The organism is uncultured Bacteroides sp. (assembly GCF_910586915.1).
Classification (GTDB): Bacteria; Bacteroidota; Bacteroidia; order Bacteroidales; family Bacteroidaceae; genus Bacteroides.
The window spans coordinates 69,072-95,691 of record NZ_CAJULN010000010.1 but is presented as its reverse complement, the minus strand read 5'-3'; the positions used below and the strand labels follow the sequence as shown (position 1 = coordinate 95,691).

Annotated in this window: 16 protein-coding genes; 10 read left to right on the top strand and 6 right to left on the bottom strand. The window is 45.9% G+C overall.

What is annotated here, in order from left to right:
* Positions 1–271 precede the first annotated feature (271 nt).
* The 6 genes from QZ331_RS06100 to QZ331_RS06075 all read left to right on the top strand — a co-directional run bounded on the left by QZ331_RS06100 (position 272) and on the right by QZ331_RS06075 (position 13,014).
* Positions 272–3,394 (top strand): TonB-dependent receptor, encoded by a 3,123-nt coding sequence (locus tag QZ331_RS06100; RefSeq protein ID WP_294628957.1) that lies wholly within the window; start codon positions 272–274, stop codon positions 3,392–3,394.
* A 21-nt stretch (positions 3,395–3,415) separates the two neighbouring features.
* On the top strand, positions 3,416–5,158 hold the full coding sequence (locus tag QZ331_RS06095) for a RagB/SusD family nutrient uptake outer membrane protein (protein ID WP_294628955.1): 1,743 nt from the start codon (positions 3,416–3,418) through the stop codon (positions 5,156–5,158).
* Between the two features lie 126 nt (positions 5,159–5,284).
* Positions 5,285–7,117: a GH32 C-terminal domain-containing protein gene (locus QZ331_RS06090; RefSeq protein WP_121767298.1), complete on the top strand. Its 1,833-nt coding sequence runs from the start codon at positions 5,285–5,287 to the stop codon at positions 7,115–7,117.
* Between the two features lie 392 nt (positions 7,118–7,509).
* Entirely contained in the window at positions 7,510–8,679 is a 1,170-nt protein-coding gene (locus QZ331_RS06085) for an MFS transporter (RefSeq protein ID WP_024986710.1), read from the top strand.
* A gap of 35 nt (positions 8,680–8,714) precedes the next feature.
* Positions 8,715–9,602, top strand: a complete 888-nt coding sequence (locus QZ331_RS06080; RefSeq protein WP_024986711.1) for a carbohydrate kinase — start codon at positions 8,715–8,717, stop codon at positions 9,600–9,602.
* A gap of 616 nt (positions 9,603–10,218) precedes the next feature.
* A complete protein-coding gene (locus QZ331_RS06075) occupies positions 10,219–13,014 on the top strand; it encodes a substrate-binding domain-containing protein (RefSeq protein WP_294628961.1) in 2,796 nt (931 codons plus the stop codon).
* A 95-nt stretch (positions 13,015–13,109) separates the two neighbouring features.
* Here QZ331_RS06075 and QZ331_RS06070 read toward each other — a convergent pair whose 3' ends face one another.
* From QZ331_RS06070 to QZ331_RS06055, 4 genes are all read right to left on the bottom strand, one after another.
* On the bottom strand, positions 13,110–13,859 hold the full coding sequence (locus QZ331_RS06070; RefSeq protein WP_294628950.1) for a hypothetical protein: 750 nt from the start codon (positions 13,857–13,859) through the stop codon (positions 13,110–13,112).
* 2 nt (positions 13,860–13,861) lie between these two features.
* Positions 13,862–14,383 carry a hypothetical protein gene (locus QZ331_RS06065; protein ID WP_294628948.1) on the bottom strand — a complete coding sequence of 174 codons (522 nt, stop codon included), beginning with the start codon at positions 14,381–14,383 and terminating at the stop codon, positions 13,862–13,864.
* 420 nt (positions 14,384–14,803) lie between these two features.
* Positions 14,804–18,355: a pyruvate:ferredoxin (flavodoxin) oxidoreductase gene (gene nifJ / locus QZ331_RS06060; RefSeq protein ID WP_294628947.1), complete on the bottom strand. Its 3,552-nt coding sequence runs from the start codon at positions 18,353–18,355 to the stop codon at positions 14,804–14,806.
* Positions 18,356–18,390: 35 nt separating this feature from the next.
* Positions 18,391–19,569 (bottom strand): AAA family ATPase, encoded by a 1,179-nt coding sequence (locus tag QZ331_RS06055; protein WP_294628945.1) that lies wholly within the window; start codon positions 19,567–19,569, stop codon positions 18,391–18,393.
* 161 nt (positions 19,570–19,730) lie between these two features.
* Between QZ331_RS06055 and QZ331_RS06050 the strand changes: the two genes are divergently transcribed.
* A complete protein-coding gene (locus tag QZ331_RS06050; protein WP_294628943.1) occupies positions 19,731–20,966 on the top strand; it encodes a hypothetical protein in 1,236 nt (411 codons plus the stop codon).
* Here the strand turns inward: QZ331_RS06050 and QZ331_RS06045 are convergent.
* A complete protein-coding gene (locus QZ331_RS06045) occupies positions 20,932–22,503 on the bottom strand; it encodes an ATP-binding protein (RefSeq protein ID WP_294628941.1) in 1,572 nt (523 codons plus the stop codon). The two genes, QZ331_RS06050 and QZ331_RS06045, sit on opposite strands and share 35 nt — an antisense overlap.
* A 287-nt stretch (positions 22,504–22,790) precedes the next feature.
* Positions 22,791–24,248, bottom strand: a complete 1,458-nt coding sequence (locus QZ331_RS06040; RefSeq protein ID WP_294628939.1) for a family 10 glycosylhydrolase — start codon at positions 24,246–24,248, stop codon at positions 22,791–22,793.
* Between the two features lie 108 nt (positions 24,249–24,356).
* Between QZ331_RS06040 and QZ331_RS06035 the strand changes: the two genes are divergently transcribed.
* From QZ331_RS06035 to QZ331_RS06025, 3 genes are read left to right on the top strand one after another with little or no spacing between them, the layout of a single operon-like run.
* Complete coding sequence (locus QZ331_RS06035) at positions 24,357–25,787, top strand: carbon starvation CstA family protein (RefSeq protein WP_294628937.1); 1,431 nt, start codon at positions 24,357–24,359, stop codon at positions 25,785–25,787.
* Complete coding sequence (locus QZ331_RS06030; protein ID WP_294628935.1) at positions 25,784–26,014, top strand: hypothetical protein; 231 nt, start codon at positions 25,784–25,786, stop codon at positions 26,012–26,014. Before QZ331_RS06035 ends, QZ331_RS06030 begins: the two co-directional genes overlap by 4 nt.
* A 4-nt stretch (positions 26,015–26,018) precedes the next feature.
* On the top strand, positions 26,019–26,504 hold the full coding sequence (locus tag QZ331_RS06025) for an outer membrane beta-barrel protein (RefSeq protein ID WP_294628933.1): 486 nt from the start codon (positions 26,019–26,021) through the stop codon (positions 26,502–26,504).
* Positions 26,505–26,620: the final 116 nt, after the last annotated feature.

Here is a 26,620-nt window from a genome sequence, read left to right as displayed (position 1 = left end):
GTAAGTTACATGCGAATATAAGAGCGGGAGATTTTTCTTTTTAGAGGAAAGGTAATATTTTCCATACTTACTGCAGAATAGATACTCTATAATTCTTCTATCTCGGATAATAATGTATAAAACCCTATAAAATAGCGTTCTATGCAACAAATATTATAGCCTTTGAAACATTTTTTTTAGCTGTTTGATATAAATCAACCGAAATTTGCACCATCGATAAAAAGAAAATTCGTACTTTAAAATTAATAACATTAAACTAATGCTCAGTATTATGAAGAACAAAAAACTTCTTTGCAGCGTTTGTTTCCTGTTTATGTTCTTGTCAGTCCTTAGCGGACAGAACATAGTGGTAAAAGGAAACGTAACTTCCAAAACAGATGGGTTGCCGATTATCGGTGCTTCCGTCATTGAATCAACCGCTTCGGCCAACGGTACTATTACCGACTTTGATGGTAACTTTACGTTGACAGTAAAGCAAGGTTCATTACTTACCATTTCTTATGTAGGTTTTAAATCAGTCAAAGTGGAGGCGAAAGCTTTATTAAACGTTATTTTGGAGGAAGACTCCGAAATGTTGGAGGAAGTGGTAGTGACAGGCTATTCTACCCAAAAGAAGGCAGACTTGACAGGATCGGTTGCCGTTGTCTCGACCAAATCTTTAAAAACTTCGACTGATGCCGATCCGATGAAAAGTCTGCAAGGTAAAGTACCGGGTATGACAATTACTACAAACGGTTCGCCCAGTAGTACAGGAACCATTCGCATTCGCGGTATCGGTTCTTTCAATTCATCACAAGATCCCTTGTATGTGGTTGACGGAGTGCCTACTACTCGTGCTTTAAACTCTCTTAATACCAATGATATCGAAAGTATGCAAGTGCTGAAGGATGCGGCATCCGCTTCTATTTACGGTTCGCGTGCATCGAACGGTGTTATTATCATTACAACGAAGAAAGGAAAGAAAGCCGATAAAATGCAGGTCGACTTCTCGGCAAATCTGGCTGCGCAGTTTTACACTTCCCAATCGTTGATGAAGCTTTCGAACACTTCGGAATACGCAACAGCTATGGCTCAGGCTGCTTTGAATGACGGATTAGACCCGGTTGCTTATGCCGGAAATTATGGATTGAACCTGAAAGCCGCAAGCGGCACGCCCATTACGGTTTGGAATCCGGCAACGGGAAGTTATGTAAATTATACGGTAAACGGCTTATACGATGGTTACATCAATCAAAAGAAAACAATGAAATATTCGGATACCGATTGGCTGAACGAAATATCGCGTACCGGGTTCTTGCAAAATTATGATTTGTCTCTTTCACACGCTAATGACAAACATTCCACCATGTTTTCTTTGGGGTATAAGAAGAATAATGGTATCTTGAAATACACTGATTTTGAGAATATATCCGCTCGTATGAATTCCTCCTATAATGTGAACAAATATATCACCATAGGTGAGAACTTCACTGTGACATATACCAGCCAGGTAGATTGCGCTCCGATGGAGAATGCGTTGAAGATGGCTCCTACTGTTCCGGTTTATGAGGAAGATGGTGTGACGTTTGCCGGTCCTGTAGGTGGAATGAGCGACCGTCAGAACCCGTTGCGCGAATCATATAATAATCGTGACAACCATCTGGACTACTGGCGCCTGTTTGGTAACGGCTATGTAGAGTTGAAACCGCTCAAAGGACTGGTGCTTCGTTCAAACTTCGGTATCGACCATTATTCTTCATTCATCAATGCGATGACAAACACTTTTCATTCTGATATTGTGAATAATGACATAGCGAAAACAACGCTTTCTCACAATAATGAAACAAACTGGACATGGTCGAATACTGCCAACTATAATTTCCGATTGGCCGATAAACATGATATTACCGTATTGGCAGGTACCGAAATGACCAAGCAATCCGTGATTGATTTTTCTGCTTATTCCGAAGAGTACGCTTTGGAAGATAAAGACTATATGTGGCCCAATGCGGCAACTGGTACAATGAGAAACGCTGGCGCAAAGGTAGGGTTCCGGTTGGCTTCTTTCTTTGGAAAGATAGACTATAATTTCGACGATTTCGTTTTGGCGTCTTTCACCATTCGCAGAGACGGTTCTTCCAGATTCGGTAAAGATAATCGTTGGGGTACTTTCCCGGCAGCGACTCTCGGATTGCGTTTGTCTAAACTGTTGCGGAAAGATTGGATGGACGACTGGAAACTTCGCTTTTCATGGGGACAGACCGGTAATCAGGCAATAGACAATAATGCCCAGTTTGGACTTTATGTAGCCGATTATGGATTAGACCGTGTTACTTCTACCGCTTACGACTTACTGTTGCAATATTCGGGAACGTTCCCTTCCGGTTATCGTGCCACTCAACTTGCGAATCCTAATTTGAAATGGGAATCGGCCGAACAGTTCAATATCGGTACAGACTTCACACTTCTCAAAGGCTGTTTATACGGTTCAATAGATGGATATGTGAAAGATGTGGACAATATGTTGATTAATCCCTCTTACTTGGGCGCACTGGGAGAAGGTGGGGCATCTTGGGCCAATGGTCCTTCATTGCGCAACTGGGGAATGGAGGTTGCTTTGGGTTATCGCAAGACTCTGGCTTGCGGGCTTGGAATTGATGTAAACGGAAACTTAGATTTTTTCCGCAATAAAGTAACTTACCTTCCTGCAACCTCCACAGGGTCTTATGCACACACAACAACGGAGAATCTGGTTCAGTCCGGTCAACCATACGGCTCTATTGTAGGCTATGTGGTAGAGGGTATATTCCAACATCAGGCCGAAGTGGATGCTTCCGGTCAACCGAACGCACGTGTAGGTGGACTGAAATATGCAGATTTGGATGGTAAGAATGGTATTACAGCCGATGACCAAACTTGGATTTACAATCCTGTTCCGGCATTTTCTTATGGTCTGAATATCGCATTGAATTATAAAGGATTTGATTTCAGCATGTTTTGGCAAGGGGTATATGATAAGGACGTGTATAACAACCAAAAGTTTCAGACTGACTTCTGGAGTATTACAGATGCGGGCTCAAACAAAGGAAACCGTTTGTTGGGTGCGTGGACTACCGCAAACACCGGTTCCACTATTCCCGCACTGACCACTAACAATACTGCCGATGAAGGTCGCGCTTCAACCTATTTTGTAGAAAACGGTTCCTATTTGAAGTTGCGCAATTTGCAACTGGGATATAATTTGCCTGCCTCATTCTTGTCTAAATTCAAAATGAGCAATGCACGTATATATCTGTCGGGACAGAACTTGCTAACAGTCAAAAGTAAAGGTCTGACTTGTGCCGACCCTGAAAATCCGGATTGGGCTTATCCGCTGGCCACCTCTGTGTCATTCGGTCTGCAACTTAGTTTCTAACATACTAAAAGAAGAAAAACAATGAAAAAGAAAATATATACATTTGCACTTGCCTGTTTGATGGGTGTATCCTTTACAAACTGTAATGACTTTCTCGACTATAATCCCACAGCAGTGATTGATGAAGATAAAGCGTTCTCCGAACCGGAGAAGATGGTGAATGCCGCTTATGCTATGTTGGGCGACTGCTGGTTTTCCTATCCGTTCAATCTGTTTCCTTATGGTGATATAACATCTGACGACTGTTTGAAAGGTGGTTCCGGGACGACCGACACCGGCTATCATCCTTTTGAGATTTGGTCTACGTTGACGGCTACTACTCCGGGTGAGATGGACGAGCTTTGGTATCGTCTCTATTGTGCCGTTTCCCGTTGCAATCGTGCGTTAGTGTCTTTGGACAGAAACGGAGTGAACAAACTTGGTGAGGATTTATGTAAGCAGCGCATTGCGGAAGTTAAATTCTTACGCGCGCACTTCTATTATAAATTGTTGACCGTGTTTCGCCAAGTTCCTTGGATTGATGAAGTGGCGTATTCAAACAATACCATTGAGCAGATAAGAAATGACCAGTTTACGTATCAGGAACTCTTTGGTAAAATAATAGCTGATTTTGAAACTGCCTATAATGTGCTGCCGGACGAACAGGCTAATGGCGGACGGGTAAATAAGATTGCCGCTGCGGCTTACCTGGCAAAGTGTTATTTGAACTTGGCATGGGGAGACGGTTATGAAGCGACTACCGGCGTATCTCATATAAATAAAGAATATATGAGCAAGGTGGTAACATATACGAAAGACGTTGAAGATTCCAAGTATGATTATCTGGAAGATTTCGGCGACATCTTTTTGCCGGATTACAAGAACAGCAAGGAATCGGTCTTTGCCGTACAATGTTCCGACTATAAGGATGATAACACAAGTTTCGGACGTGCCAACTGGTCGAATATGTTGAATGGGTGTTGGGGAATATGGACTTGCGGATGGGACTTTCATAAGCCTTCGCAGAATCTGGTGAATGCATTCAAGACAGAGAATGGTCTGCCGATGTTTGATGACTATAATCATCAAATCAGCTATCCGGTCAACGGAGAAGTGAACGAACAGAAATGGGACCCCAGACTCTTTCATACAGTCGGCATGCCTACCTATCCATATAAATATGAAGCAGAACATGTGATGACAAAAGACAACTCCCGTACGCCGAATACGTATGGCTATTATACTTCCTTGAAAGAAGTGCCCCAACGTTCGAAAGGAGAGACTTACAACGGATCATGGCAGGCGTTCGCAATGAACGATTATGTATTCCGTTATACGGATGTGATGCTGATGCGTGCTGAGGCATTGATTGAATTGGACGAACTGGACAAAGCCCGTGTCATTATCAATGATATTCGTCAGCGTGCAGCCAATTCGATTGAAAAACACATTTCTTATGCAAAAGAACAGTGTGAGATTGAGCTTTATCCGGAGTCTTACTTCCAAGACAAGGAAACTGCGCGTAAGTGTCTGCGTTGGGAGCGTCGCTTGGAAATGGCGATGGAAAACGGACGTTATTTTGATTTGCGTCGTTGGGGGATTGCTTCTAAAACGCTGAATGCTTACTTTGCAAGCGAACAAAACAGTGTATATGACGGACAGACCTATGCCCAATATTATAAGGATGCTCATTATGAAGCGGGAAAAAATGAGTTCTTCCCGATACCTTATAACCAACTGTACTATATTCCAGGATTATATACCCAGAATAAGAATTATGAATAGGCTCGAATCATGCGGAAGTAACATTTTTTACAGCGTTTGAAACAAATTTGATAGGCGTTTCATCCCGAAGCGCCTACCTTTGCCTACATCAATCATACTTTAATCATATTTTAATACCATTGAAACATGAATGTATTTCTTTTATCTAAGCAATTTCAGGCTGTTCTGATTTATTTTTTACTTATAACTTTTTCTTTTTCGCTCCGCGCAGCAGATTCTCCTTTATTGATAAAGAATCTTGGAGAAGGACATTACATGGTACGTATTAATACCAATCAGAAGTATCTTCTTCTACCGGTAGAAGAAACTGCCCCCGATGTACGTATCAGTATGATTATAAATAATGAAGAGGTGAAATGGCTGGATGTACGGCTGGCGATGCATAAAGTGGATTACTTTGTTCCTGTAGACATTTCCAGTTATTCAGGCCGGACGATTTCCTGCAAATTTAAACTACAAACGAATGATCCTCTTCATACAAACTTTTCTCCTGAAAATACGGTTTGCTGCAAGGAAATGAGATTATCCGATACGTTTGATACAGCTAATCGGGAAAAGTACCGTCCCACTTATCATTTTTCGCCCCTTTATGGTTGGATGAACGACCCGAACGGAATGGTATATAAAGACGGTGAATATCATCTGTTTTATCAATACAACCCTTATGGTTCTCAATGGGGAAATCTAAGCTGGGGACATGCCATCACCAAAGACCTCGTAAACTGGAAACATCTTCCTGTTGCTATAGCTCCTGATGCATTAGGAACAATTTTCAGTGGCTCGGCTGTGGTGGATTACGATAATACAGCAGGATTTGGTGCAGGTGCTATTGTTGCTATCTACACTCAAAGCAGTGACCGGCAAGTGCAAAGTATAGCTTACAGCACCGACAACGGACGTTCTTTTACTAAATACGAAAACAATCCCGTTCTGGTGTCTGAGGTCTGTGACTTCCGCGACCCGAAAGTGTTTTGGCATGCAGAAACCCATCGGTGGATTATGGTATTGGCAGTAGGGCAGGAAATGCAGATTTTCTCTTCTCCTAATCTGAAAGATTGGACCTTTGAAAGTCGTTTCGGTGAAGGACAAGGTGCACATGGCGGCGTGTGGGAATGTCCCGATTTGTTTGAACTTCCAGTAGAAGGTACCAATGATAAGAAATGGGTGTTGCTTTGTAATTTGAATCCAGGAGGTCCTTTCGGAGGAAGTGCTACTCAATATTTTGTAGGCTCCTTCAACGGAAAAGAGTTTGTAAACGAATCACCCTCCAAAACCAAATGGATGGACTGGGGAAAAGACCATTACGCTACTGTTACTTGGAGTGATGCCCCCGACAACCGCCGTATCGCCATCGCATGGATGAGCAACTGGCAATATGCAAATGATGTTCCTACCTCCCAATACCGTAGTCCGAACTCCGTTCCCCGCGATTTGAGCCTGTTTGCCGCAGACGGTGAGATTTATCTCAAATCCGCCCCTTCTCCCGAACTGCTGAAACTGCGCGACATTTCGAAGAAACGTTCGTTCAAAGTAAGTGGAACACGCACGGTCAAAGAAATGATTCCGGGTAACGAAGGTGCTTACGAAATAGAACTGACCATCAAGAACCAACATGCAGACATTATCGGCTTCCGTCTCTACAATGATAAGGGCGAGGAAGTGGACATGCAATATGACATGAAAGAGAACAAATTCTCTATGGACCGCCGTAAAAGCGGAGATGTCAGCTTCAACGAAAATTTCCCGACGCTGACGTGGACGGCTATCGAAAGCGGAAGGAATGAACTGAAACTTCGCCTGTTTGTAGATAAATCAAGTGTAGAAGCATTCGGTGACGGTGGACGTTTCGCAATGACCAATCAGGTATTCCCATCGGAGCCTTACTGCCATATCGGCTTTTACAGCAAGGGCGGATCCTATAAGGTAGATTCGTTTGTGGTTTACCGGTTGAAGCCATAGGACTCTTCTATGTAACCTGTAGGCTCTTTTCCCGGTTCCTTACGGCAGAGTATATCTACCCTTACGGGTTCCTACACTTAAGGTAACGGTATACTTCTGCCAAGCTTACGGTATGGTCAGCTTGCCACGGCCGTGGTAGATTCTTCTCACGGACATGAAGAGAAGCTACCACAGCCATGAAGAGAATTTGTCACGGCCGTGACAAACCAACAATATCGTAGCTTTCATCCTATTATAGCGGTGTGAAGCAAGAATCGGATAAGGGGCAAACAGGTTTACTCCCGTAAGGGCAGACAAATTAAGCCCTAAAGATACAGAAATTATACAATAACAGATTCACTTTGTAGCATACGGATAAACAGGTATGCGAAATTTAAGTAACAGATATAACAATGGAAAACAGTAAAAACTCTTCTCTCTCCAAACTTATCCCGGTGATGCTATGCTTTTTCGCCATGGGGTTCGTTGACTTGGTAGGCATTGCTTCCAATTATGTAAAGGCAGATCTTGGTCTGTCGGACTCACAAGCAAACATTTTTCCCTCACTTGTCTTCTTCTGGTTCCTGATTTTCTCCGTACCGACAGGGATGCTGATGAGCCGTATCGGTCAGAAGAAGACTGTATTGCTCAGTCTGATTGTCACTTTTGCTTCTTTGTTATTGCCGGTTTTCGGTGACAGTTATATGCTGATGCTGATTTCTTTCTCCCTCTTGGGTATCGGAAACGCATTGATGCAGACCTCTCTGAATCCCTTGCTCTCCAACATCGTGAGGGGTGACCGCCTGGCAAGTAGCCTGACTTTCGGTCAGTTTGTAAAAGCCATCGCTTCTTTCCTTGCTCCTTATATTGCCATGTGGGGAGCTACACAAGCCATCCCGACTTTCGATTTGGGCTGGCGCATCCTGTTCCCGATTTACATGATTGTAGCCGTTATTGCTGTTCTGTTGCTCAATGTCACACAGATTAAAGAAGAAAAAGAAGAAGGCAGACCGTCTACTTTCGGACAATGTCTCGCTTTGCTCGGCAAACCGTTCATCCTGCTTTGCTTCATCGGTATCATGTGTCATGTCGGTATCGACGTAGGTACGAACACTACCGCTCCGAAGATTCTGATGGAACGCATCGGAATGGGACTGGATGATGCCGCTTTCGCGACAAGTCTCTATTTTATCTTCCGTACGGCGGGTTGCTTCCTGGGTTCTTTCATTCTGCGCAAGATGTCTCCGAAATCTTTCTTTGCTATCAGTGTAGTAATGATGTTGGTTGCCATGATTGGTTTGTTCATCTTCCACGAGAAAGCGGTTATCTATGCTTGCATCGCCCTGATTGGTTTCGGTAACTCTAACGTATTCTCCGTCATCTTCTCGCAAGCGTTGCTTTATCTGCCGGGTAAGAAAAACGAAGTCTCCGGTCTGATGATTATGGGGCTTTTCGGTGGAACGGTATTTCCGTTGGCGATGGGAGTGGCTTCGGACACTTCACTGGGACAGAACGGCGCTATTGCAGTAATGACAATCGGTGTGCTTTATCTGCTGTTCTATACGCTCCGTATCAGAAAATAATTTTATATTTGGGAATCAATTAAACTCTGTTTATCATGAATAATACGATAGTAGGAATGGGTGAAGCACTATGGGATGTGCTGCCCGAAGGAAAGAAAATAGGCGGTGCTCCGGCAAACTTCGCTTATCATGTTTCGCAATTTGGCTTTGACAGCCGTGTAGTCAGTGCGGTAGGCAATGACGAACTGGGGGATGAGATTATATCGGTCTTTAAAGACAAGAAACTGAATACTCAGATTGAACGGGTAGATTATCCTACCGGTACGGTGCAAGTGACACTGGACGCCGAAGGTGTACCTTGTTATGAAATCAAGGAGGGGGTTGCCTGGGATAACATTCCTTTCACGGACGAACTGAAACGTCTGGCGTTGAACACACGTGCCGTTTGCTTCGGTTCGTTGGCGCAGCGCAATGAAGCAAGTCGCGCCACTATCAACCGCTTCTTGGACACCATGCCCGATATAGACGGACAATTAAAGATATTCGACATCAATCTCCGTCAGGACTTCTACACCAAAGAAGTGTTGCGCGATTCCTTCCAACGCTGCAATGTCTTGAAGATAAACGACGAAGAGTTGGTGACCATCAGCCGTATGTTCGGTTATCCGGGCATCGACTTGCAGGACAAGTGCTGGATTCTGTTGGCCAAGTACAATCTGAAAATGTTGATTCTGACTTGCGGCATCAATGGCAGCTATGTATTTACTCCGGGCGTTGTCTCTTTCCAGGAAACGCCGAGAGTTCCCGTAGCCGATACGGTAGGAGCGGGCGATTCTTTCACGGCAGCTTTCTGTGCTTCCATATTGAATGGCAAGCCGGTTCCCGAAGCTCATAAGCTGGCGGTGGAAGTTTCTGCTTATGTCTGCACGCAGAGCGGGGCGATGCCGGAACTTCCGCAGGTGTTGAAAGACAGATTGTTATAATCCTATTTAATATATATCGGTAATAGATGGAATGATTATCTGTTATCGACGTATAACCTCTCAAAGTTAAAATGACATACTTTGAGAGGTTTCTTTTTTCTGACTTTATTACGGTTCTCGTGAGAACCCGTTCCGATTCATATCTTGTAGAGATTGGAACAAGACCCATATATTTTTTGGGGGGAGTAAAGCATTAATAGATGAGTCTTGGTTTATTAATAGAAAAAACTTCTTTTCTATTGGTTCAACATTAGATTTATATTTAGGAGACGTATAGACATAAAAAAAGGAGCAACGCCTTGCTCCAACCTTTGTTAACCTTAAATCTAATACTATGAAAAACACAGTGCAAAGATACGGACTTCTGTGAAATCAGCAAACAATCCAAATAAAAAGAGATGTTTTATAACATTGATTAAGTGTTTTGTTTACCTCTTATACTTTCGTTAATAATTTCCCGGTGAATATTTATAGTTATCTTATCTTCTTTAGAGAGAGTAATTTGTAGAAAAATCGGGGGATAGTTAGCGAACTTGCAGATTTATTTTTATTTTTGTTCTGAATCAATCTGCTAAGTACTATGAAAACGATGAAAGTATTTAAAACGATTAAACCGATGAAATACACGAAGTGGATAGTGATATTGTTTTGTCTTCTCGGGATGTTTGCCTGTCGGCAGGATGTCCTCCGTTTCCGTATTGGGGTGGCTCAGTGTAGTGATGATTCCTGGCGGCATAAGATGAATGATGAGATTCTCCGTGAAGCCATGTTTTATGACGGAGTGTCGGTGGAGATACGGTCGGCGGGCGATGATAACCGTCAGCAGGCGGAAGATGTCCGTTATTTCATAGATAAAGGTGTCGATTTGCTGATTATCTCTGCCAATGAAGCGGCCCCGATGACTCCGATTGTGGAAGAGGCTTACCAAAAGGGAATCCCTGTTATCTTGGTCGACCGGAAGATTCTTTCTGATAAATATACTGCATATATCAGTGCTGATAATTATGAAATAGGCCGCGCAGTAGGAAATTACATGGCATCCACTCTGAAAGGAAAAGGAAATGTGGTGGAGCTTACCGGACTGAGTGGATCGACTCCTGCAATGGAACGTCATCAGGGATTTATGGCGGCTATCAGTAACTTTCCTGATATAAAGCTGATTGATAAAGCGGATGCAGCCTGGGAGCGCGAACCGGCGGAAGTGGCAATGGATAGCATACTCCGTCGCCATCCGAAGATTGATGCCGTATATGCGCATAATGACCGCATAGCTCCCGGAGCTTATCAGGCTGCCAGGAAGGCGGGGCGGGAGAAAGAAATGATATTTGTCGGTATCGATGCCTTGCCGGGCAAAGGAAACGGACTGGAGCTTGTGCTTGACAGTGTATTGAACGCTACCTTTATTTATCCGACTAACGGTGATAAAGTACTGCAACTGGCAATGAATATTCTCGAAGCAAAACCTTACCCGCGTGAAACCATAATGAATACAGCGGTAGTAGACCGGACTAACGCACATGTCATGCAACTTCAGACTGCTCACATCTCGGAACTGGACGAAAAGATAGAAACACTGAACGGACGTATCGATGGATATTTGTCACGTGTGGCTACACAACAAGTGGTGATGTATGGCGGTTTGGTTATTCTCTTGCTGGTGGCAGGATTATTGGTAGTTGTCTACAACTCGCTGCGTTCTAAAAATCGTTTGAATAGAGAGCTCTCCGAACAGAAAAGGCAGTTGGAAGAGCAACGGGATAAGTTGGAAGAGCAGCGCGACCAATTGGAACAACAGCGCGACAAACTGGCAGAACAGCGTGACCAGTTAATACAGCTTTCTCATCAGCTGGAAGAGGCCACCCACGCCAAACTTGTTTTCTTTACGAACATCTCTCATGATTTCCGAACTCCCTTAACTTTGGTGGCCGACCCTGTGGAGCATCTGTTGGCTGATAAGACGTTGAGTGACGACCAACACCGGATGCTACTGTTGGTGCAACGAAACGTGAATATCCTCTTGCGTTTGGTCAATCAGATATTGGATTTCCGTAAATACGAAAACGGGAAGATGGAATATACCCCCGTTCCGGTTGATATTCTTTCCTCTTTCAAAGGTTGGAACGAATCTTTCCTGGCGGCAGCCCGCAAAAAGCATATTCATTTTTCTTTTGACAATATGCCGGATACGGACTACCATACCTTGGCAGATGTAGAGAAGTTGGAACGCATTTATTTTAATCTTCTCTCCAATGCCTTCAAGTTTACTCCAGAGAATGGTAAGGTTTCCGTCCGTTTGTCTACCTTGACAAAAGAGGATAACCGGTGGATTCGTTTTACAGTATCCAACACCGGTTCGATTATTTCAGCCGAGCATATTCGTAATATTTTTGACCGTTTTTATAAAATAGACATGCATCATGCCGGTTCGGGAATAGGACTGGCTTTGGTAAAGGCTTTCGTCGAGCTGCATGGCGGAGCTATATCAGTAGAAAGTGATGAAAAGCAGGGTACTGTCTTCACCGTCGATTTACCGTTACGGACTTGTGTTGATGAGACCTCTTCATTAGAAGACTCTCCGGCATCTTCTGTTTCCGAAGTTTCTCCTTTGAATGACGCTTTACCTGTTGAAGAAGAGGAACTGGAAAAGAACTATGATTCTTCCAAACCTTCCGTGCTTATCATTGATGATAATGCGGATATTCGTTCATATGTTCATGGGCTGCTTCATACGGACTATACCGTGATTGAAGCCGTAGACGGTTCGGAGGGTATTCGCAAAGCTATGAAATATGTCCCGAACTTGATAATCTCCGATGTTATGATGCCGGGCATTGATGGTATTGAATGTTGCCGCCGTTTGAAAAGCGAACTGCAAACATGCCATATTCCCGTTATCCTCTTGACTGCCTGTTCTTTGGATGAACAGAAGATTCAAGGTTATGATGGTGGTGCGGACTCTTACATTTCCAAGCCTTTCAGTTCGCAATTGTTGCTGGCGCGTGTCCGCAACCTCATAGATTCGCATCGTCGCCTGAAACAATTCTTTGGTGGCGGACAGGCATTGGCCAAAGAAGATGTCTGCGATATGGACAAGGATTTTGTAGAAAAGTTCAAAGCCTTGATTGACGCAAAGATGGGAGATTCCGGTTTGAATGTAGAAGATTTGGGCAAAGAAATGGGCTTGAGCCGTGTACAGCTTTATAGGAAGATAAAATCCTTGACTAATTATTCTCCCAATGAATTACTCCGTATTGCCCGTTTAAAAAAAGCCGCGTCTCTGCTTGCTTCATCGGATATGACTGTGGCTGAAATTGGTTATGAGGTCGGTTTCAGTTCCCCTTCTTATTTTGCCAAATGCTATAAGGAACAGTTTGGCGAGAGTCCGACGGATTTATTGAAGAGAAAAAGATAAAACTTCAGCCCGCCATTGAACGGGTATTCCGGCAATGGCAGGCTGAAATTTGATTGTGCATGATATGCATTCCGTTTTATGAAAAAGTGGATTGGTTAGAAATGCAGGCTGATGTACGCTCGTAGCGAATGAGTGGTATATTTCATTTTGATATCGTCACCTTCGGACATTAGGCTGCTGTATTTGGCACTGCCTTGTCTTCCTTCTACTCCAATACCAATGGCTTTCCACGAAATTTCCCCGCCATAAGTAAAGAATGAGGCGTAGTTGCTGTTTAGGTCATCGTTGAGTATTAGCATTGAATAGGACGGGACAAATCTAAAATAGCCGGATATCATCAGATGACCCACAGGATTGAAGGTGATGGAGGGACCCACTAATATGCCAATGTCACATTGATGTAAACCGTAGTCTTGGATTTCCATTTCGTCAGTAGCACCGTAGTTATACTCTTCTTTGTAGTTCTTATACTTGGTATAGCTGATATCCGAGCCCCAAGTAAATGCAAACTTGAGTTTACCGAATAACGGCTTTTTGTGCAGATAGACAGCACGTCCACTGGTGAGGGCTACTCCAAAGTCACTTTTTAACTCATTTCCATACGCAGGCGTAAGTGTTTGCGTTGCATATCCTATGGCTGTGAATTTCTTTCGGCTCCATACGGAGTGGTCTTTTTCTTTCTTTTGTGTCTTTTGCACGCTGGAGGATAATGCTTTCACTACGTTTTCCAGCGAATCAAGCCTGTGTTGTACACTGTCTTGATAGGATATATTCTGTGCATAAAGAAGATGGCCGTAGAATGCCATGCTTGTGATAAGGCACAGCGTAATTAAATACTTCTTCATACTCATTGCACTTTTTCGAATGTTATCCGATGATAATAGTCCGATTTACCGTCTTTATCGCTTCCTTTGTCTTCCATTTCGATGATGAATTGGGTGTCGGAGATTTCGGTAATCGTTGAATAGCTTGTAAAGTCTCCGGAAAAGGGTATTCCGCTAATCCTATTTCCGCTTAATGTAAAGCCAAAGGTTGCTGGCAGTTGGATATCATCGGAACTGCCTGATTCCAGTATGGTAACTTTCCGGTTGCGGTCAAATTTCCATCGGATATACCATTCGTTTCCCTTGCTTGTGATGGCTTCATCGATTGATTCATTGTAGGTTTCTCCGTTGATGCTGGTAAAGTTGTCGTGCATTACGATGTAGGTACTTTTCCATGTGCCTTGCAGTTTTTCGAATATGGCTTTTTCTTCATTGGCCTCGTTTTCGTCATCGCACGCAGACAGACCGGCAGCGCAGAAAAACAACATGAGACTGAGCAATCGGAGGATAAGTCTGGAAGAATCTGAATAGAATATTTTTTTCATAATAAATAGAAGGTGTCTTCCAATCTCTCAAGACCTTTATGTATTAAACAGCGAAGCGTGAGACTGCAATGCCCACATCTGAATTGAAGGTCCTGAGAAAACCTATAGCACGAATATGGTAATAGCAGCTCACGCTATAGCGTGAGAACCACTATGCCAATCTCTTGTGCTAAATATGAAAATTTCTCAGGTTCTCAATTCACAAGATAAGCATAACGCTTCTTGATATTTCTAATATGTCCGGATATGGTAACTCATATCCGAGGACAAAGTTACGCAAAAAAGATAAATGAATGAAAAGATACTTTTGTTTTTTTGATATTCAGTAATTTGGTGGGTAAAAAAACAAAAGTAGGAGGAAAACAATAACTTCGTTTTCCTCCTACTTGATTATTTATCTGTCAACAGTGTGGCAACCGATTATTCGGCAGCACCCCAGTTTTCTTTAGCCAGACGTTTGTAGCTGTTGTAACGCCATTTAGCGTTCTCTTCAGCAGCTTTGAACAACTCTTCAGCTTCAGCAGGATATTGTTTCATTACAGAAGCGTAACGAACTTCACCCTTCAAGAAACCTTGGAAATCAGCCCAGTTCGGTTCTTTGCTATCCAACTGGAACGGATTCTTGCCTTCAGCTTCCAAAGCCGGGTTGTAACGCCACAAGTGCCAGTAACCGCATGCTACAGCCTTTTCTTCTTCTTCTTGGCTCTTACCCATACCGGCTTTCAGACCGTGGTTGATACACGGAGCGTAAGCGATAATCAAAGATGGTCCCGGATATGCTTCTGCTTCGCGGATAGCTTTCAGCGTTTGAGCATGGTCGGCACCCATAGCGATTTGTGCAACATATACATAACCGTAAGTAGTAGCCATCAGACCGAGGTCTTTCTTACGTACGCGCTTACCGGCAGCAGCGAACTTGGCGATAGCACCTACCGGAGTAGCCTTAGAAGACTGACCACCTGTGTTAGAGTAAACCTCAGTATCCAGAACAAGGATATTAACGTCCTTACCGGAAGCGATTACATGGTCAAGGCCACCGTAACCGATATCGTAAGAAGCACCGTCACCACCGATAATCCACTGGCTGCGTTTAACAAGATATTGTTGCAGTTCAGCGATTTGTTTGCAGTGGTTACATTTATCCTTGTTAGCTTCAACAACCGGAATAATTTTAGCTGCCAATTCCTTAGTCTTTTCTGCATCCAGCATATTGTTCATCCATTCGGTGAACAATTCTTTCACTTCAGCAGGAGTACACTCGGCAGCAATAGCCTCGTTCATCACTTTCACGATACGGGCACGCATCTTCTCGTTAGCCAATTCCATACCCAAACCGAATTCACAGAAGTCCTCGAACAGTGAGTTAGCCCAAGCAGGACCATGACCGTTTTCGTTCTTAGTGTAAGGAGTAGAAGGAACAGAGCCGGAGTAGATAGAAGAACATCCGGTAGCGTTAGCAACCATTTCACGGTCACCGAACAACTGAGAAATCAGTTTCACGTACGGAGTTTCACCACAACCTGAGCAAGCACCGGAGAACTCGAACAATGGAGTCGCGAACTGTGAGTTCTTCACGTTAGCCTTGATGTCAACAAGATGTTGTTTAGTCTTCACGTTGTCTACGCAGTAAGTCCAGTTGGCAGCTTCAGCCAATTGGCTTTCGAGGTGTTTCATGGTCAATGCCTTGCCACCCTTCTTCGGATTACCCGGACAGATGTCGGCACAGTTACCGCAACCCAAGCAGTCAAGCACGTCTACTTGCATACGGAAAGTCATGCCGTCGAATGCTTTACCTACTGCTTTCAATTGTGTGAACTGAGCACCCTTCTGTTCTTCTGCATCAAGCACGAACGGACGGATAGCAGCGTGAGGACAAACGTACGCACACTTGTTACACTGGATACAGTTTTCCGGATTCCATTCAGGAACGAAGGCAGCTACACCACGTTTTTCGTATTTTGCCGTGCCTTGATACCAAGTACCGTCTTCAATACCCTTGAAAGCAGATACCGGCAGCAAGTCGCCGTCCTGTGCATTGATAGGACGAACCACTTCGTTGATGAATGCGGGGTCGTTGTTTTCAGCCTTCGCATCGTCCGGCAGGTTAGTCCATGCGGGGTCTACGGTCAGAGTCTTGTATTCACCACCACGGTCAACAGCAGCATAGTTCTTGTTGACAACGTCTTCACCCTTCTTGCCGTAAGACTTAACGATGAATTTCTTCATCTGCTCAACAGCTTGTTCTACAGGAATAACGCCTGTGATACGGAAGAATGCAGATTGAAGGATCGTGTTGGTACGGTTGCCCAAACCGATTTCCTGTGCAATCTGAGTTGCGTTGATATAATATACGGAAATGTTATTCTGTGCAAAATATTTCTTAACCTTGTTAGGCAGGTTCTTGGCGAGTTCTTCGCCTTCCCAGATAGTGTTCAGCAAGAAAGAACCGTTCTTGCGCAGACCGCGTGTCACGTCATACATATGCAGGTAAGCCTGAACGTGGCAAGCAACGAAGTTCGGCGTATTTACCAAATAAGTAGAACGAATCGGGTTATCGCCGAAACGCAGGTGAGAGCAAGTGAAACCGCCCGACTTCTTAGAGTCGTAAGAGAAGTAAGCCTGACAATGCTTGTCAGTATTGTCACCGATAATCTTCACGGAGTTCTTGTTGGCGCCTACCGTACCGTCGGCACCCAAACCGTAGAATTTGGCTTCGAACATACCTTCGCCGCCCAAAGCGATTTCTTCTTCCTGCGGAAGTGAAGTGAAGGTAACGTCGTCTACGATACCGATGGTGAAGTGATTCTTCGGCATCGGCATAGCCAAGTTCTTGAATACGGCGATGATTTGTGCCGGAGTCGTATCTTTGGAGCCCAAACCGTAGCGTCCGCCAACGATAACCGGAGCATTTTCCATACCGTAGAAACAGTCTTTGACATCCAAGTACAAAGGTTCACCGTTTGCACCCGGTTCTTTGGTACGGTCGAGTACGGCGATGGTCTTTGCAGTCTTAGGTACGGCAGCCAGGAAATGTTTGGCAGAGAACGGACGGTACAAGTGTACGGCAACCAAACCTACTTTTTCGCCGTTTGCCACCAAGTAGTCGATAGCTTCGCGCGCAGCTTCCGTTACGGAACCCATTGCGATAATAACGCGTTCTGCATCTTCTGCTCCGTAGTAGTCGAACAAACCGTATTTGCGGCCTGTGATTTTGGAAATTTCGTTCATGTATTCTTCCACGATAGCCGGAACTGCTTCGTAGTAGTTATTGCATGATTCGCGATGTTGGAAGAAGTGGTCGGGGTTTTCGGCCATACCGCGTGCCACCGGATTCATCGGGTTAAGTGCACGTGCGCGGAATTCGGCCAACGCCTGCTGGTCAACCAGCGGAGCCAGGTCTTCGTTTTCCAACATTTCAATCTTCTGGATTTCGTGAGAAGTACGGAAACCGTCGAAGAAGTTGACAAACGGTACGCGTGACTTGATGGTAGCCAAGTGTGCCACACCGGCCAAATCCATAACTTCCTGTACGGAACCTTCTGCCAACATAGCGAAACCTGTCTGGCGTGCAGACATTACGTCCTGGTGGTCGCCGAAGATACACAGTGCGTGAGAAGCCAGCGTACGGGCTGATACATGGAATACGCACGGCAGGAATTCACCGGCTATTTTGTACATATTGGGAATCATCAGGAGAAGACCCTGTGAAGCAGTGTAAGTGGTAGTCAGCGCACCTGCCTGCAGAGAACCGTGCACTGCACCGGCAGCACCGCCTTCAGATTGCATTTCCTGTACCAATACTGTTTCGCCGAAGATGTTTTTGCGTCCTGCGGCAGCCCATTCGTCTACGTACTCAGCCATAGTCGAAGAAGGGGTGATGGGGTAGATAGCTGCTACTTCCGAGAACATATACGAGATATGTGCGGCAGCCTGGTTACCATCACAAGTGATGAATTTCTTCTGTTTAGTCATAACTAATTTAAATATTTAAGTAAATAAATCCTTGTTCAATACAAAAAGCCGAACATCCAGAGTGGAATCTGGTTGGCGCGTCCTATTTCCGCCTTGTGCAGCGCGTATGTCACGCTGGGATTGTTTTTTATCTTGGCTCCTTCCTGGCAGATTTTGAACGGCATCACCTCGTCCACCATGAACGACACGTTCTTGTCACCTTTGTGTATCTTGTGGTCTTTCCACAGGGAGTTGGCGAAGAAGGTATCCAATACATCCTGCTCTTCCACTTTCACGGGGTAGATGGAGTACATCAGGTTGGAGTTGTGCATCATTATCTTGGACGGTTTTTTCGGAAATTCCTCTCCGTTGGGGTAGACTAAGTTAATGAGACGTGCGTCTGCCAGATACTTGATGTAGTTCATCACCGTAGCGCGTGATGTCTGTATGTCGGTTGCCAACTGGCTCACGTTCGGGGCTTTCGGGCCGTCTACGGCGAGCAGGTAGAGCAGTTTTTTTATCTTTGAAAGGTATTTCAGTTCTATCTGCTTGATGAGCAGTATGTCTACTTCCACCATCATGTTCATGGTCTTCAGCAGGTTTTCCGAGAAGTTGCGTTTCTCGAGGAAGAACGGGTAGAATCCATGATGCAGGTAGTCCTGGAAATAGTCCAGCGGGCGGACTTTGGAAAGCACTCCTTTGGCTATCTGTTCGTGCGAGCTGAGAATCTCTTCGAGGCTGTAGGAACGGAATTTCATTCCTGTCTGCAAGTTGAGGAACTCACGGAAAGAGAAGCCACGCAGGTTGTAGCTCTTCGCTACATCGTGCAGTTCGAGGTTTTCTTCCTTGAGCCGCATGACGGACGAGCCGGTAAATACGATTTTCAGCTTTGGGAAACGGTCGTAACACATACGCAACTCCTTGCTCCATTCCGGGTATTTGAATACCTGGTCGATGAGTAGCACTTTCCCTCCGCGTTTCTGAAACTCGTTGGCAAAGTCTACAATGCTGTGTCCGGAGAAATAGAAATTGTTCATGTTGATGAACAGGCACGAACGGTCGGTTCCGAATTTCTCTTTCGCATATTGGAGCAGGAATGTGGTTTTTCCTACGCCACGGGTCCCTTTGATACCAATCAGGCGATGGCTCCAGTCTATCTCGTCCATGAGGTCGCGGCGGACGGGGGCATTGGTGTGCTCGACAAGGTAGGCGTGTGTGCGGTAGAATGCTTCCATTTCTGTTCTTTGTTATTCGGATGGCAAATATAGGGCTTTTTTTAGGATTTGCAAAGTAGAGATGGCAAAATTGTGTTATAACTTCAACTTTCCGCCTATTGTGTCCCGTCTTGACTATTTCCTGTATATATTTGCAGTGGAATGTTTTGAATTTGTTTGAGATGGCTGAAAAGACGCTTTATATATTCAATCCTGAGCACGATTTGGCACTTGCCGGCGGCGAGGCGAACTATATGGCTCCGGCTTCTGCCAGGCGGATGGCTTCCGAGTTGGCTTTGCTTCCGGTGTGGTATGCGGAGGAGGGGAGTGCGGTGTTGGCTCCGTCGGCCTACAACCTTGATTATTTGAAACGGATGCAACAGTTGTTGGATATTCCGGTGTGTCTGATGACGGAGCCAGAACTGGCTGCTGAACCGGATTGCGACATTCGCCCGTGGGGATGGGATGCGGCTTTGCGGAAGCGGCTTTCGGGGTTGGGAGTGGCGGAGTCGTTGCTTCCCTCTGTGGGGCAGTTGGCGGATTGGCGTGAATGTTCGCACCGTTCCAAAGCAGTGTCGTTGCTTCCGGAGTTGCAGTTGAATGCGTATTTCTGTGGAGAATCTTATTATTTGCAGACGCCGGAAGAGTGGAAAAACTTTGTGGAAGAACGGGAGCGATGTCTGCTGAAAGCTCCGCTTTCGGGGAGTGGCAAGGGGCTGAATTGGTGCAAGGGGATATTTACTCCTTTCATTTCGGGCTGGTGTTCGCGTGTGGCTGCGGTGCAGGGCGGAGTTATTGCGGAGCCTATATATAATAAGGTGGAAGATTTTGCGATGGAGTTTTATTCCGACGGTGCAGGTGAAGTGAGGTTTGCGGGATACTCTCTTTTCCATACCGGAAAGAGCGGGATGTACGAAGGGAATTGCCTGCTTTCCAATGAAGACATCCGGCGGCAGCTTTCGCAGTATGTTCCTTTGGGGGCTTTGATGCTTTTGGAAAGTCAGTTGAAAGACCGGCTTTCTGCATGGGTGGGAACTATCTACAGGGGCTATCTTGGGGTGGATATGATGATTTGCCGGTTTCCGGAAGGTGAAAATCCGGTTTTCCGGATTCATCCTTGCGTGGAAATCAATCTGCGCATGAATATGGGAGTCCTGACGCGTTTCTTATACGACCGCTATGTGCATCCTGACGCAACCGGGCGTTTTTGTATTGACTATCACCCTTCGGAGGGCGAAGCCTTGAAAGAACACGAACGAATGTCGGTGGCCTATCCGTTGGAAATAAGGGAAGGACGGGTGTACGCCGGTTACTTGCCTTTGGTTCCTGTGCATAGAAGGAGCTGCTATCGGGCGTGGGTTATCGTCGGCTCTCTGGATGGTGCTATGACTCCATCCGTCCGCACAGCCAACGGCTGATGTTGCGCTTTTCCGCACTGAATTCCACACCTATCTTTATCACTTCACGTCCGTCTGCCTGATACGGTATCAGATAGCCTTTATCGTCAATCTGCTTCAAGGCGACTTCTGCCGTATCATGCAGCTTGAACTCGAAAACATAGATGTATTTAGGAGTTTTTACCACAGCGTCCGCACGGCCGCGTGCGCTGCGCACTTCGGCTTCGGTAAATTGTCCCATGAGTTTGAATACAATGTAGAAAACTACCTGGTAATGACGTTCTGTCTGCTCGTTCAGCTCGTAGTTGAAATCGGCGAAGAAGGCTTGCAGGCGGGTGAGGAAGGAGTCGTAATCGCCACTCTCTAACTCATTAATGAATTTGCCGATATAAAAACCTTGATCGTTATTTTTTATGCCGGTGTAAAATGGTACTAAGAAATCCATAAAACCATAACGAACCTCGTCGTTAGGAAACTCCAGCAGATAGTTACGAAAACGCTCATCGTAGGATTTTATCGTCAGATAGCCGCTTTGATAAATCAGCGGAATCGGGTTGTTGGAATCCACGCGATATTCGGAAAACATGGAGGATGGCGCTTCGATACCGTCGAGCAGCGTGCGCAGGTCGTATTCGGTTTTTTGCAGCATCTCGACGAGGAAAGTCGGTGTGCCGGTCTGAAACCAATAATTGTCGAACACTTTTGACTTCAGCACATTCAGTACACTGAACGGATTGAAGATACCTGCCGAGTGGATGCAAAAATGATAGCCGTCGTAGAGACGCGTCATTCGTGCCACTGCTTCCTCGTACGAAATGGAATTATTGTCGGCAAGTATTTCTATTTCCGGTTGGAAGGTGGCTAACAACTCTTGAAGGGTGATGCCGCAGAGAGTGCCGTAGTCGGGCCATAAGGTGATGTCCTGCAACTGGTTAAGGTCGCTGAATACACTTACCTGCGAAAATTTCGTCACTCCTGTGAGAAAGACGAAACGCAGGTAGCGGTCGGCACTTTTTAATACGCCGTAAAAGGCTTTCAGCGTCTTGCGGTAGTCGTCCAGCAACTCGTCGTTGTCCAGTGCTTGCAGCAGAGGTTTGTCGTATTCGTCCACCAAGACAACGACGCTGCTGCCCGTCTGTTCGTAAGCACGGCGGATGATGCCGGAAAAACGGCCGGAAAGCGTGTTTTCGTCCATTCCTTTGCCATATTGCATTTCCCACAGGGTGAGTTGGCGGCTGAGAATATCATAGAGTCTCTCCGGAGAATCGTACTTTTCGGCGTTCAAATCCAGATGCAGCACAGGGTGCTTCTCCCATTTCGTCTCCAACTTTTCGATGGCAAGACCTTCAAAAAGTTCTCTCTTTCCTTCAAAGTAGGCCTCGAAGGTGGAGAGGAGTAGACTTTTACCGAAACGGCGTGGACGGCTTAGAAAGTATGGCGTGGAGGTATAAGCTATTTTCCATACAAGTTCGGTTTTATCTACGTATAGATAATCACCCTTGCGAAGTTTCTCAAAAGTCTGTATCCCGATGGGGAGTTTACGAAGCAGGTCATTCATTGTTCTTTTCCTTTTAGTGCTTCAAAGGTAATCATTATTTTCGTAATATTCTGTTTCCGGTATGTCAAAAGGCGTTATAATTTGGGGTTCATTTTCTTTCGGACCGGATGCCTGTCGGGAGATGCTTCGCTGGGGAGATTTATTTCGTTCCACTATGGTGGTCTTTGCGTTCCACTATAGTGGAACGCAAGGAAAACTACAGTGTTCCGTTCGCCCCACTATAGTGGAACGAAAAAACGGTGGAAGAAAAAGAGAATCCCGACAGGCTGCGGATGGAGTCCTGTTGGTTACTGAGGGAATTGTATCGCAGCACTTTCATTCCCGCAACGGTCTACCGCCGTAACGGCGAAATACCTTTTAGCCTTCCACGGCAGGATAGGAGCATAGACGTAACTTGTCTCTCTGACATTCTGCGCAAGGATATTTTCCGGTCGGTTGGTGTCTACCGGATAGTCGTTGGAAGCGTAAATGACGTACATCGGCGGGTTGTGCGGGTCGTTGTCGGTAGCAGCCTGCCATTTCAACTCCGTATATCCGTTGTCGGTGCGGGCCATTTCCGCTCCGGAGGGAGCCGTAGGCGGAACGTTGTCGAGCCAGGGCATGGGAGGCTGCAACGCCGGATATGCGTAGAAGTTGCCGGAAAGTTCGTCGTAAATACCTTGCGTGTTTTCCATCAGATATTTCACCCGGTAGTGTCCCTCGCCCGCCATTTGATGGTGGCGGATGAAGTTTATCTGCCGGTCTATCTCATCACGCGTCCATTTGCCTTCGTCGGGATGAAGGAAGTAGATACCCAGTCCCGGAATCACTTGCCGTCCGTTGCTCTGTTCCTGCCAGTCGAGGGCGAACGGGTAGAAGTTGTTTCCCTGGAAATACATCATCGGATATATCTGGTCCATGACGCCTTCGCCAAGCCATCCTTGCGGGTCCTGAAAGACGGTGAAGAAAGCGTTCCATCCACGGGAAGGATAGCGCGAGGTATCCCGGTATTTTCCTACCGGGCTGGCACTCACCTTCACCCACGGTTTCATGGCTTTTACACCTTTATATATATAGCGTACGATTTCCGAGATGTTATCCCTCCGCCACTGTTCGAGGGTACGTCCTTTGCCATATCGGCGGAAGTCGTTCTTGTCGGGGAACAAAGGCGCATTTTCCGGATAACGCAGGTAGTCGAAATGCACCCCGTCTATATCATAACGGCCTACGACCTCCCGCACCAATTTCATCAGATACTCCTTAGTCTCCGGATGTCCCGGATTGAGAAAATATTCATTCTTATAAGCTACACAAATGTTTTTCGCCCGTTGGGTGACCGAACGGTTGCCGAGCGAAGCTATGTGCTTTTTGTTTCCCAACGGCACGGTCACCATCCAGGCATGGCACTCCATACCCCGCTTATGGCACTCTTCGATGGCAAAAGCAAGCGGGTCGTATCCGGGATTTCCGCCGGATTTCCCGGTCAGGATAGCGTTGAAAGGTTCGATGGACGAGGGGTATAACACATCTCCACGGGTGCGCGTCTGAAACAAGACGGTGTTGAAGTTGGCAGCTTTCAGTTTGTCGAGAATATCCACCAATTCTTCCTTCTGTTTGCGGATGCTTTGCGGGTTGAGCGCACGTGTGCGTGGCCAGTCGAGGCCATACAAAGCCGTAAGCCAGGCGGCACGAACCTCGTGCTTGGGCTGTGCGGTTGCAGAGAGGAAAGGGAATAAAAGTGAAAGAATGAAAATATACCGATGCATATTCTTTATTTTTTGTTTTAAAACCCTGCAAAGTTAGTAAAAGTGTCGGTATTGTTGGGCTGTTTCATGGGATTATGTTACATTTGCCAAGCTAAAAAACGACACACTATGATTACATTTACGCTATGCCTGTTGGCGCTGATAGCAGGCTATTTTACGTACGGGCGTCTGATGGAGCGCGTCTTTGCCCCCGACGGACGTAAGACACCGGCTCTCACCAAAACCGACGGAGTGGATTATATCCCGTTGCCCACCTGGAAGATTTTCATGATTCAATTCCTTAATATAGCCGGACTCGGCCCGATATTCGGTGCGATTATGGGAGCGAAGTTCGGCAGCTCTTCCTATCTGTGGATTGTATTGGGGAGTATCTTTGCCGGAGCGGTGCATGACTATTTTGCCGGAATGCTTTCGTTGCGGAATGGCGGAGAGAGTCTGCCGGAGATTATCGGGCGTTACCTGGGAGTTACGACGAAACAGATTATGCGGGGATTTACCGTCATTCTGATGATTTTGGTAGGTGCTGTTTTCGTAGCCGGTCCTGCAGGGCTGTTGGCAAAGCTCACACCGGAAAGCCTGGATGCGATATTCTGGATTATCGTTGTGTTTGCCTATTACATTTTGGCCACCTTGTTGCCTGTCGATAAAATCATTGGTAAAATCTATCCCCTGTTTGCGATTGCCCTGCTGTTTATGGCGGTGGGAATCCTGGTGATGCTCTATGTCAATCATCCCGCTTTGCCGGAATTGTGGGATGGGTTGCAGAATACAAATCCGCAGGCAGACGAACTTCCTATTTACCCCATTATGTTCGTGAGCATCGCCTGTGGGGCAATCTCCGGTTTTCATGCTACTCAAAGTCCGTTGATGGCACGCTGCATGACTTCCGAGCGACATGGACGCCCGGTGTTCTACGGTGCTATGATTACCGAAAGTATCGTTGCGCTTATTTGGGCGGCTGCCGCTACCTGCTTCTTCCACGAAAACGGGATGGGAGAGAGCAATGCTTCCGTCATCGTGGAGGCCATCACCAAAGAATGGTTGGGAGTGATTGGCGGAGTGCTTACCATCTTGGGGGTGATTGCGGCTCCCATTACTTCGGGTGATACGGCTTTCCGTTCTGCCCGTCTGATAGTGGCTGACTTCTTGGGAATGGAGCAGAAAAGTATGTGCAGCCGGTTGTACATCTGCATTCCGATGTTCGTAGTGGCTATCGGGTTGCTTCTGTACAGTCTGCGTGATGCGAACGGATTTAATATGATATGGCGTTATTTTGCCTGGGCCAATCAGACGTTGGCTGTGTTTACCCTGTGGGCTGTGACTGTTTTCTTAGCTCTGTCCAAGAAACCTTATGTCATTACCCTCATACCGGCACTGTTTATGACAAGTGTATGTTCTATTTATATATGTATTGCCCCCGAAGGGTTGGGACTGTCGCACGGAGTCGCCTATGGTATCGGTATGGTGTGTGTGGCGGTTGCGGCAGTGTGGTTCTCTCTTTGGCTGGGCAAGCAGAAAACAAGAAAATTATCAGAATGAAGAAAATAAGAAAATCAACAAAAGTTGCGCTGGCCTTCCTCATTTATGTGTCAGTGACGGCGGCTTATTTATTGCCGCGCAATACAGAAGTCGGCACGACGGAGAAAGTGCTGACAGTAGCAGGTTCTTATGTCATTGTCCTTCTTCTTTGGCTGGTGCTCCGCAAGAAGGAGCAGATGCGTGCCAACCGCGAGAAAGACGAACAGTCCATTCACTTTAAAAAGTAAGTTTATGAAGAAATTAGCTTTGGCTCTTTGCTTATTGGCGGTCTCTTTCGCTGCGCGGGCGCAATTTGAGAAGGGAACTACGATTATCAATCCTTCCTTGTCGGGATTGAACTTCTCGTACAACGGAGATAACAAAGCACAGTTTGCCGTTGGCGCGCAGGTCGGTACATTCTTTGCCGATGGCATTGCCTTGATGGTGAACGCCGGAGCCGACTGGTCGAGGCAGGTGAACGAGTACACAGTGGGTTCCGGAGTACGCTTCTACTTTAATAAAACCGGTATTTATTTGGGTGGAGGGCTTGACTGGAACCGCTTCCGTTGGAGTAACAAACATCGCGAAACCGACTGGGGCCTGGGCATTGAGGCCGGATATGCTTATTTCCTTTCGCGCACAGTGACAGTCGAACCTGCCGTTTATTATAAATGGCGTTTCAACGACGGCGATATGTCGCGTTTCGGTATTAAGATAGGCTTCGGCTTCTACTTTTAATTGATATTTCACCACAGAGGATACAGAGTTCCACAGAGTTTTTTCATTCTTAACGACGTGAACCATTATCGTTGTAGTAATTAAAAAGAAAAAACTCTGTGTCCTCTGTGGTGAAA

Bases quoted from the DNA above. Each gene is read 5' to 3' on its own strand.
- QZ331_RS06075 (WP_294628961.1), top strand. From the start codon at position 10,219: ATGAAATACACGAAGTGGATAGTGATATTGTTTTGTCTTCTCGGGATG.
- QZ331_RS06090 (WP_121767298.1), top strand. From the start codon at position 5,285: ATGAATGTATTTCTTTTATCTAAGCAATTTCAGGCTGTTCTGATTTAT.
- QZ331_RS06070 (WP_294628950.1), bottom strand. From the start codon at position 13,859: ATGAAGAAGTATTTAATTACGCTGTGCCTTATCACAAGCATGGCATTC.
- QZ331_RS06035 (WP_294628937.1), top strand. From the start codon at position 24,357: ATGATTACATTTACGCTATGCCTGTTGGCGCTGATAGCAGGCTATTTT.
- QZ331_RS06045 (WP_294628941.1), bottom strand. From the start codon at position 22,503: ATGAATGACCTGCTTCGTAAACTCCCCATCGGGATACAGACTTTTGAG.
- QZ331_RS06055 (WP_294628945.1), bottom strand. From the start codon at position 19,569: ATGGAAGCATTCTACCGCACACACGCCTACCTTGTCGAGCACACCAAT.
- QZ331_RS06080 (WP_024986711.1), top strand. From the start codon at position 8,715: ATGAATAATACGATAGTAGGAATGGGTGAAGCACTATGGGATGTGCTG.
- QZ331_RS06100 (WP_294628957.1), top strand. From the start codon at position 272: ATGAAGAACAAAAAACTTCTTTGCAGCGTTTGTTTCCTGTTTATGTTC.
- nifJ (WP_294628947.1), bottom strand. From the start codon at position 18,355: ATGACTAAACAGAAGAAATTCATCACTTGTGATGGTAACCAGGCTGCC.
- QZ331_RS06085 (WP_024986710.1), top strand. From the start codon at position 7,510: ATGGAAAACAGTAAAAACTCTTCTCTCTCCAAACTTATCCCGGTGATG.
- QZ331_RS06025 (WP_294628933.1), top strand. From the start codon at position 26,019: ATGAAGAAATTAGCTTTGGCTCTTTGCTTATTGGCGGTCTCTTTCGCT.
- QZ331_RS06050 (WP_294628943.1), top strand. From the start codon at position 19,731: ATGGCTGAAAAGACGCTTTATATATTCAATCCTGAGCACGATTTGGCA.
- QZ331_RS06030 (WP_294628935.1), top strand. From the start codon at position 25,784: ATGAAGAAAATAAGAAAATCAACAAAAGTTGCGCTGGCCTTCCTCATT.
- QZ331_RS06040 (WP_294628939.1), bottom strand. From the start codon at position 24,248: ATGCATCGGTATATTTTCATTCTTTCACTTTTATTCCCTTTCCTCTCT.
- QZ331_RS06065 (WP_294628948.1), bottom strand. From the start codon at position 14,383: ATGAAAAAAATATTCTATTCAGATTCTTCCAGACTTATCCTCCGATTG.
- QZ331_RS06095 (WP_294628955.1), top strand. From the start codon at position 3,416: ATGAAAAAGAAAATATATACATTTGCACTTGCCTGTTTGATGGGTGTA.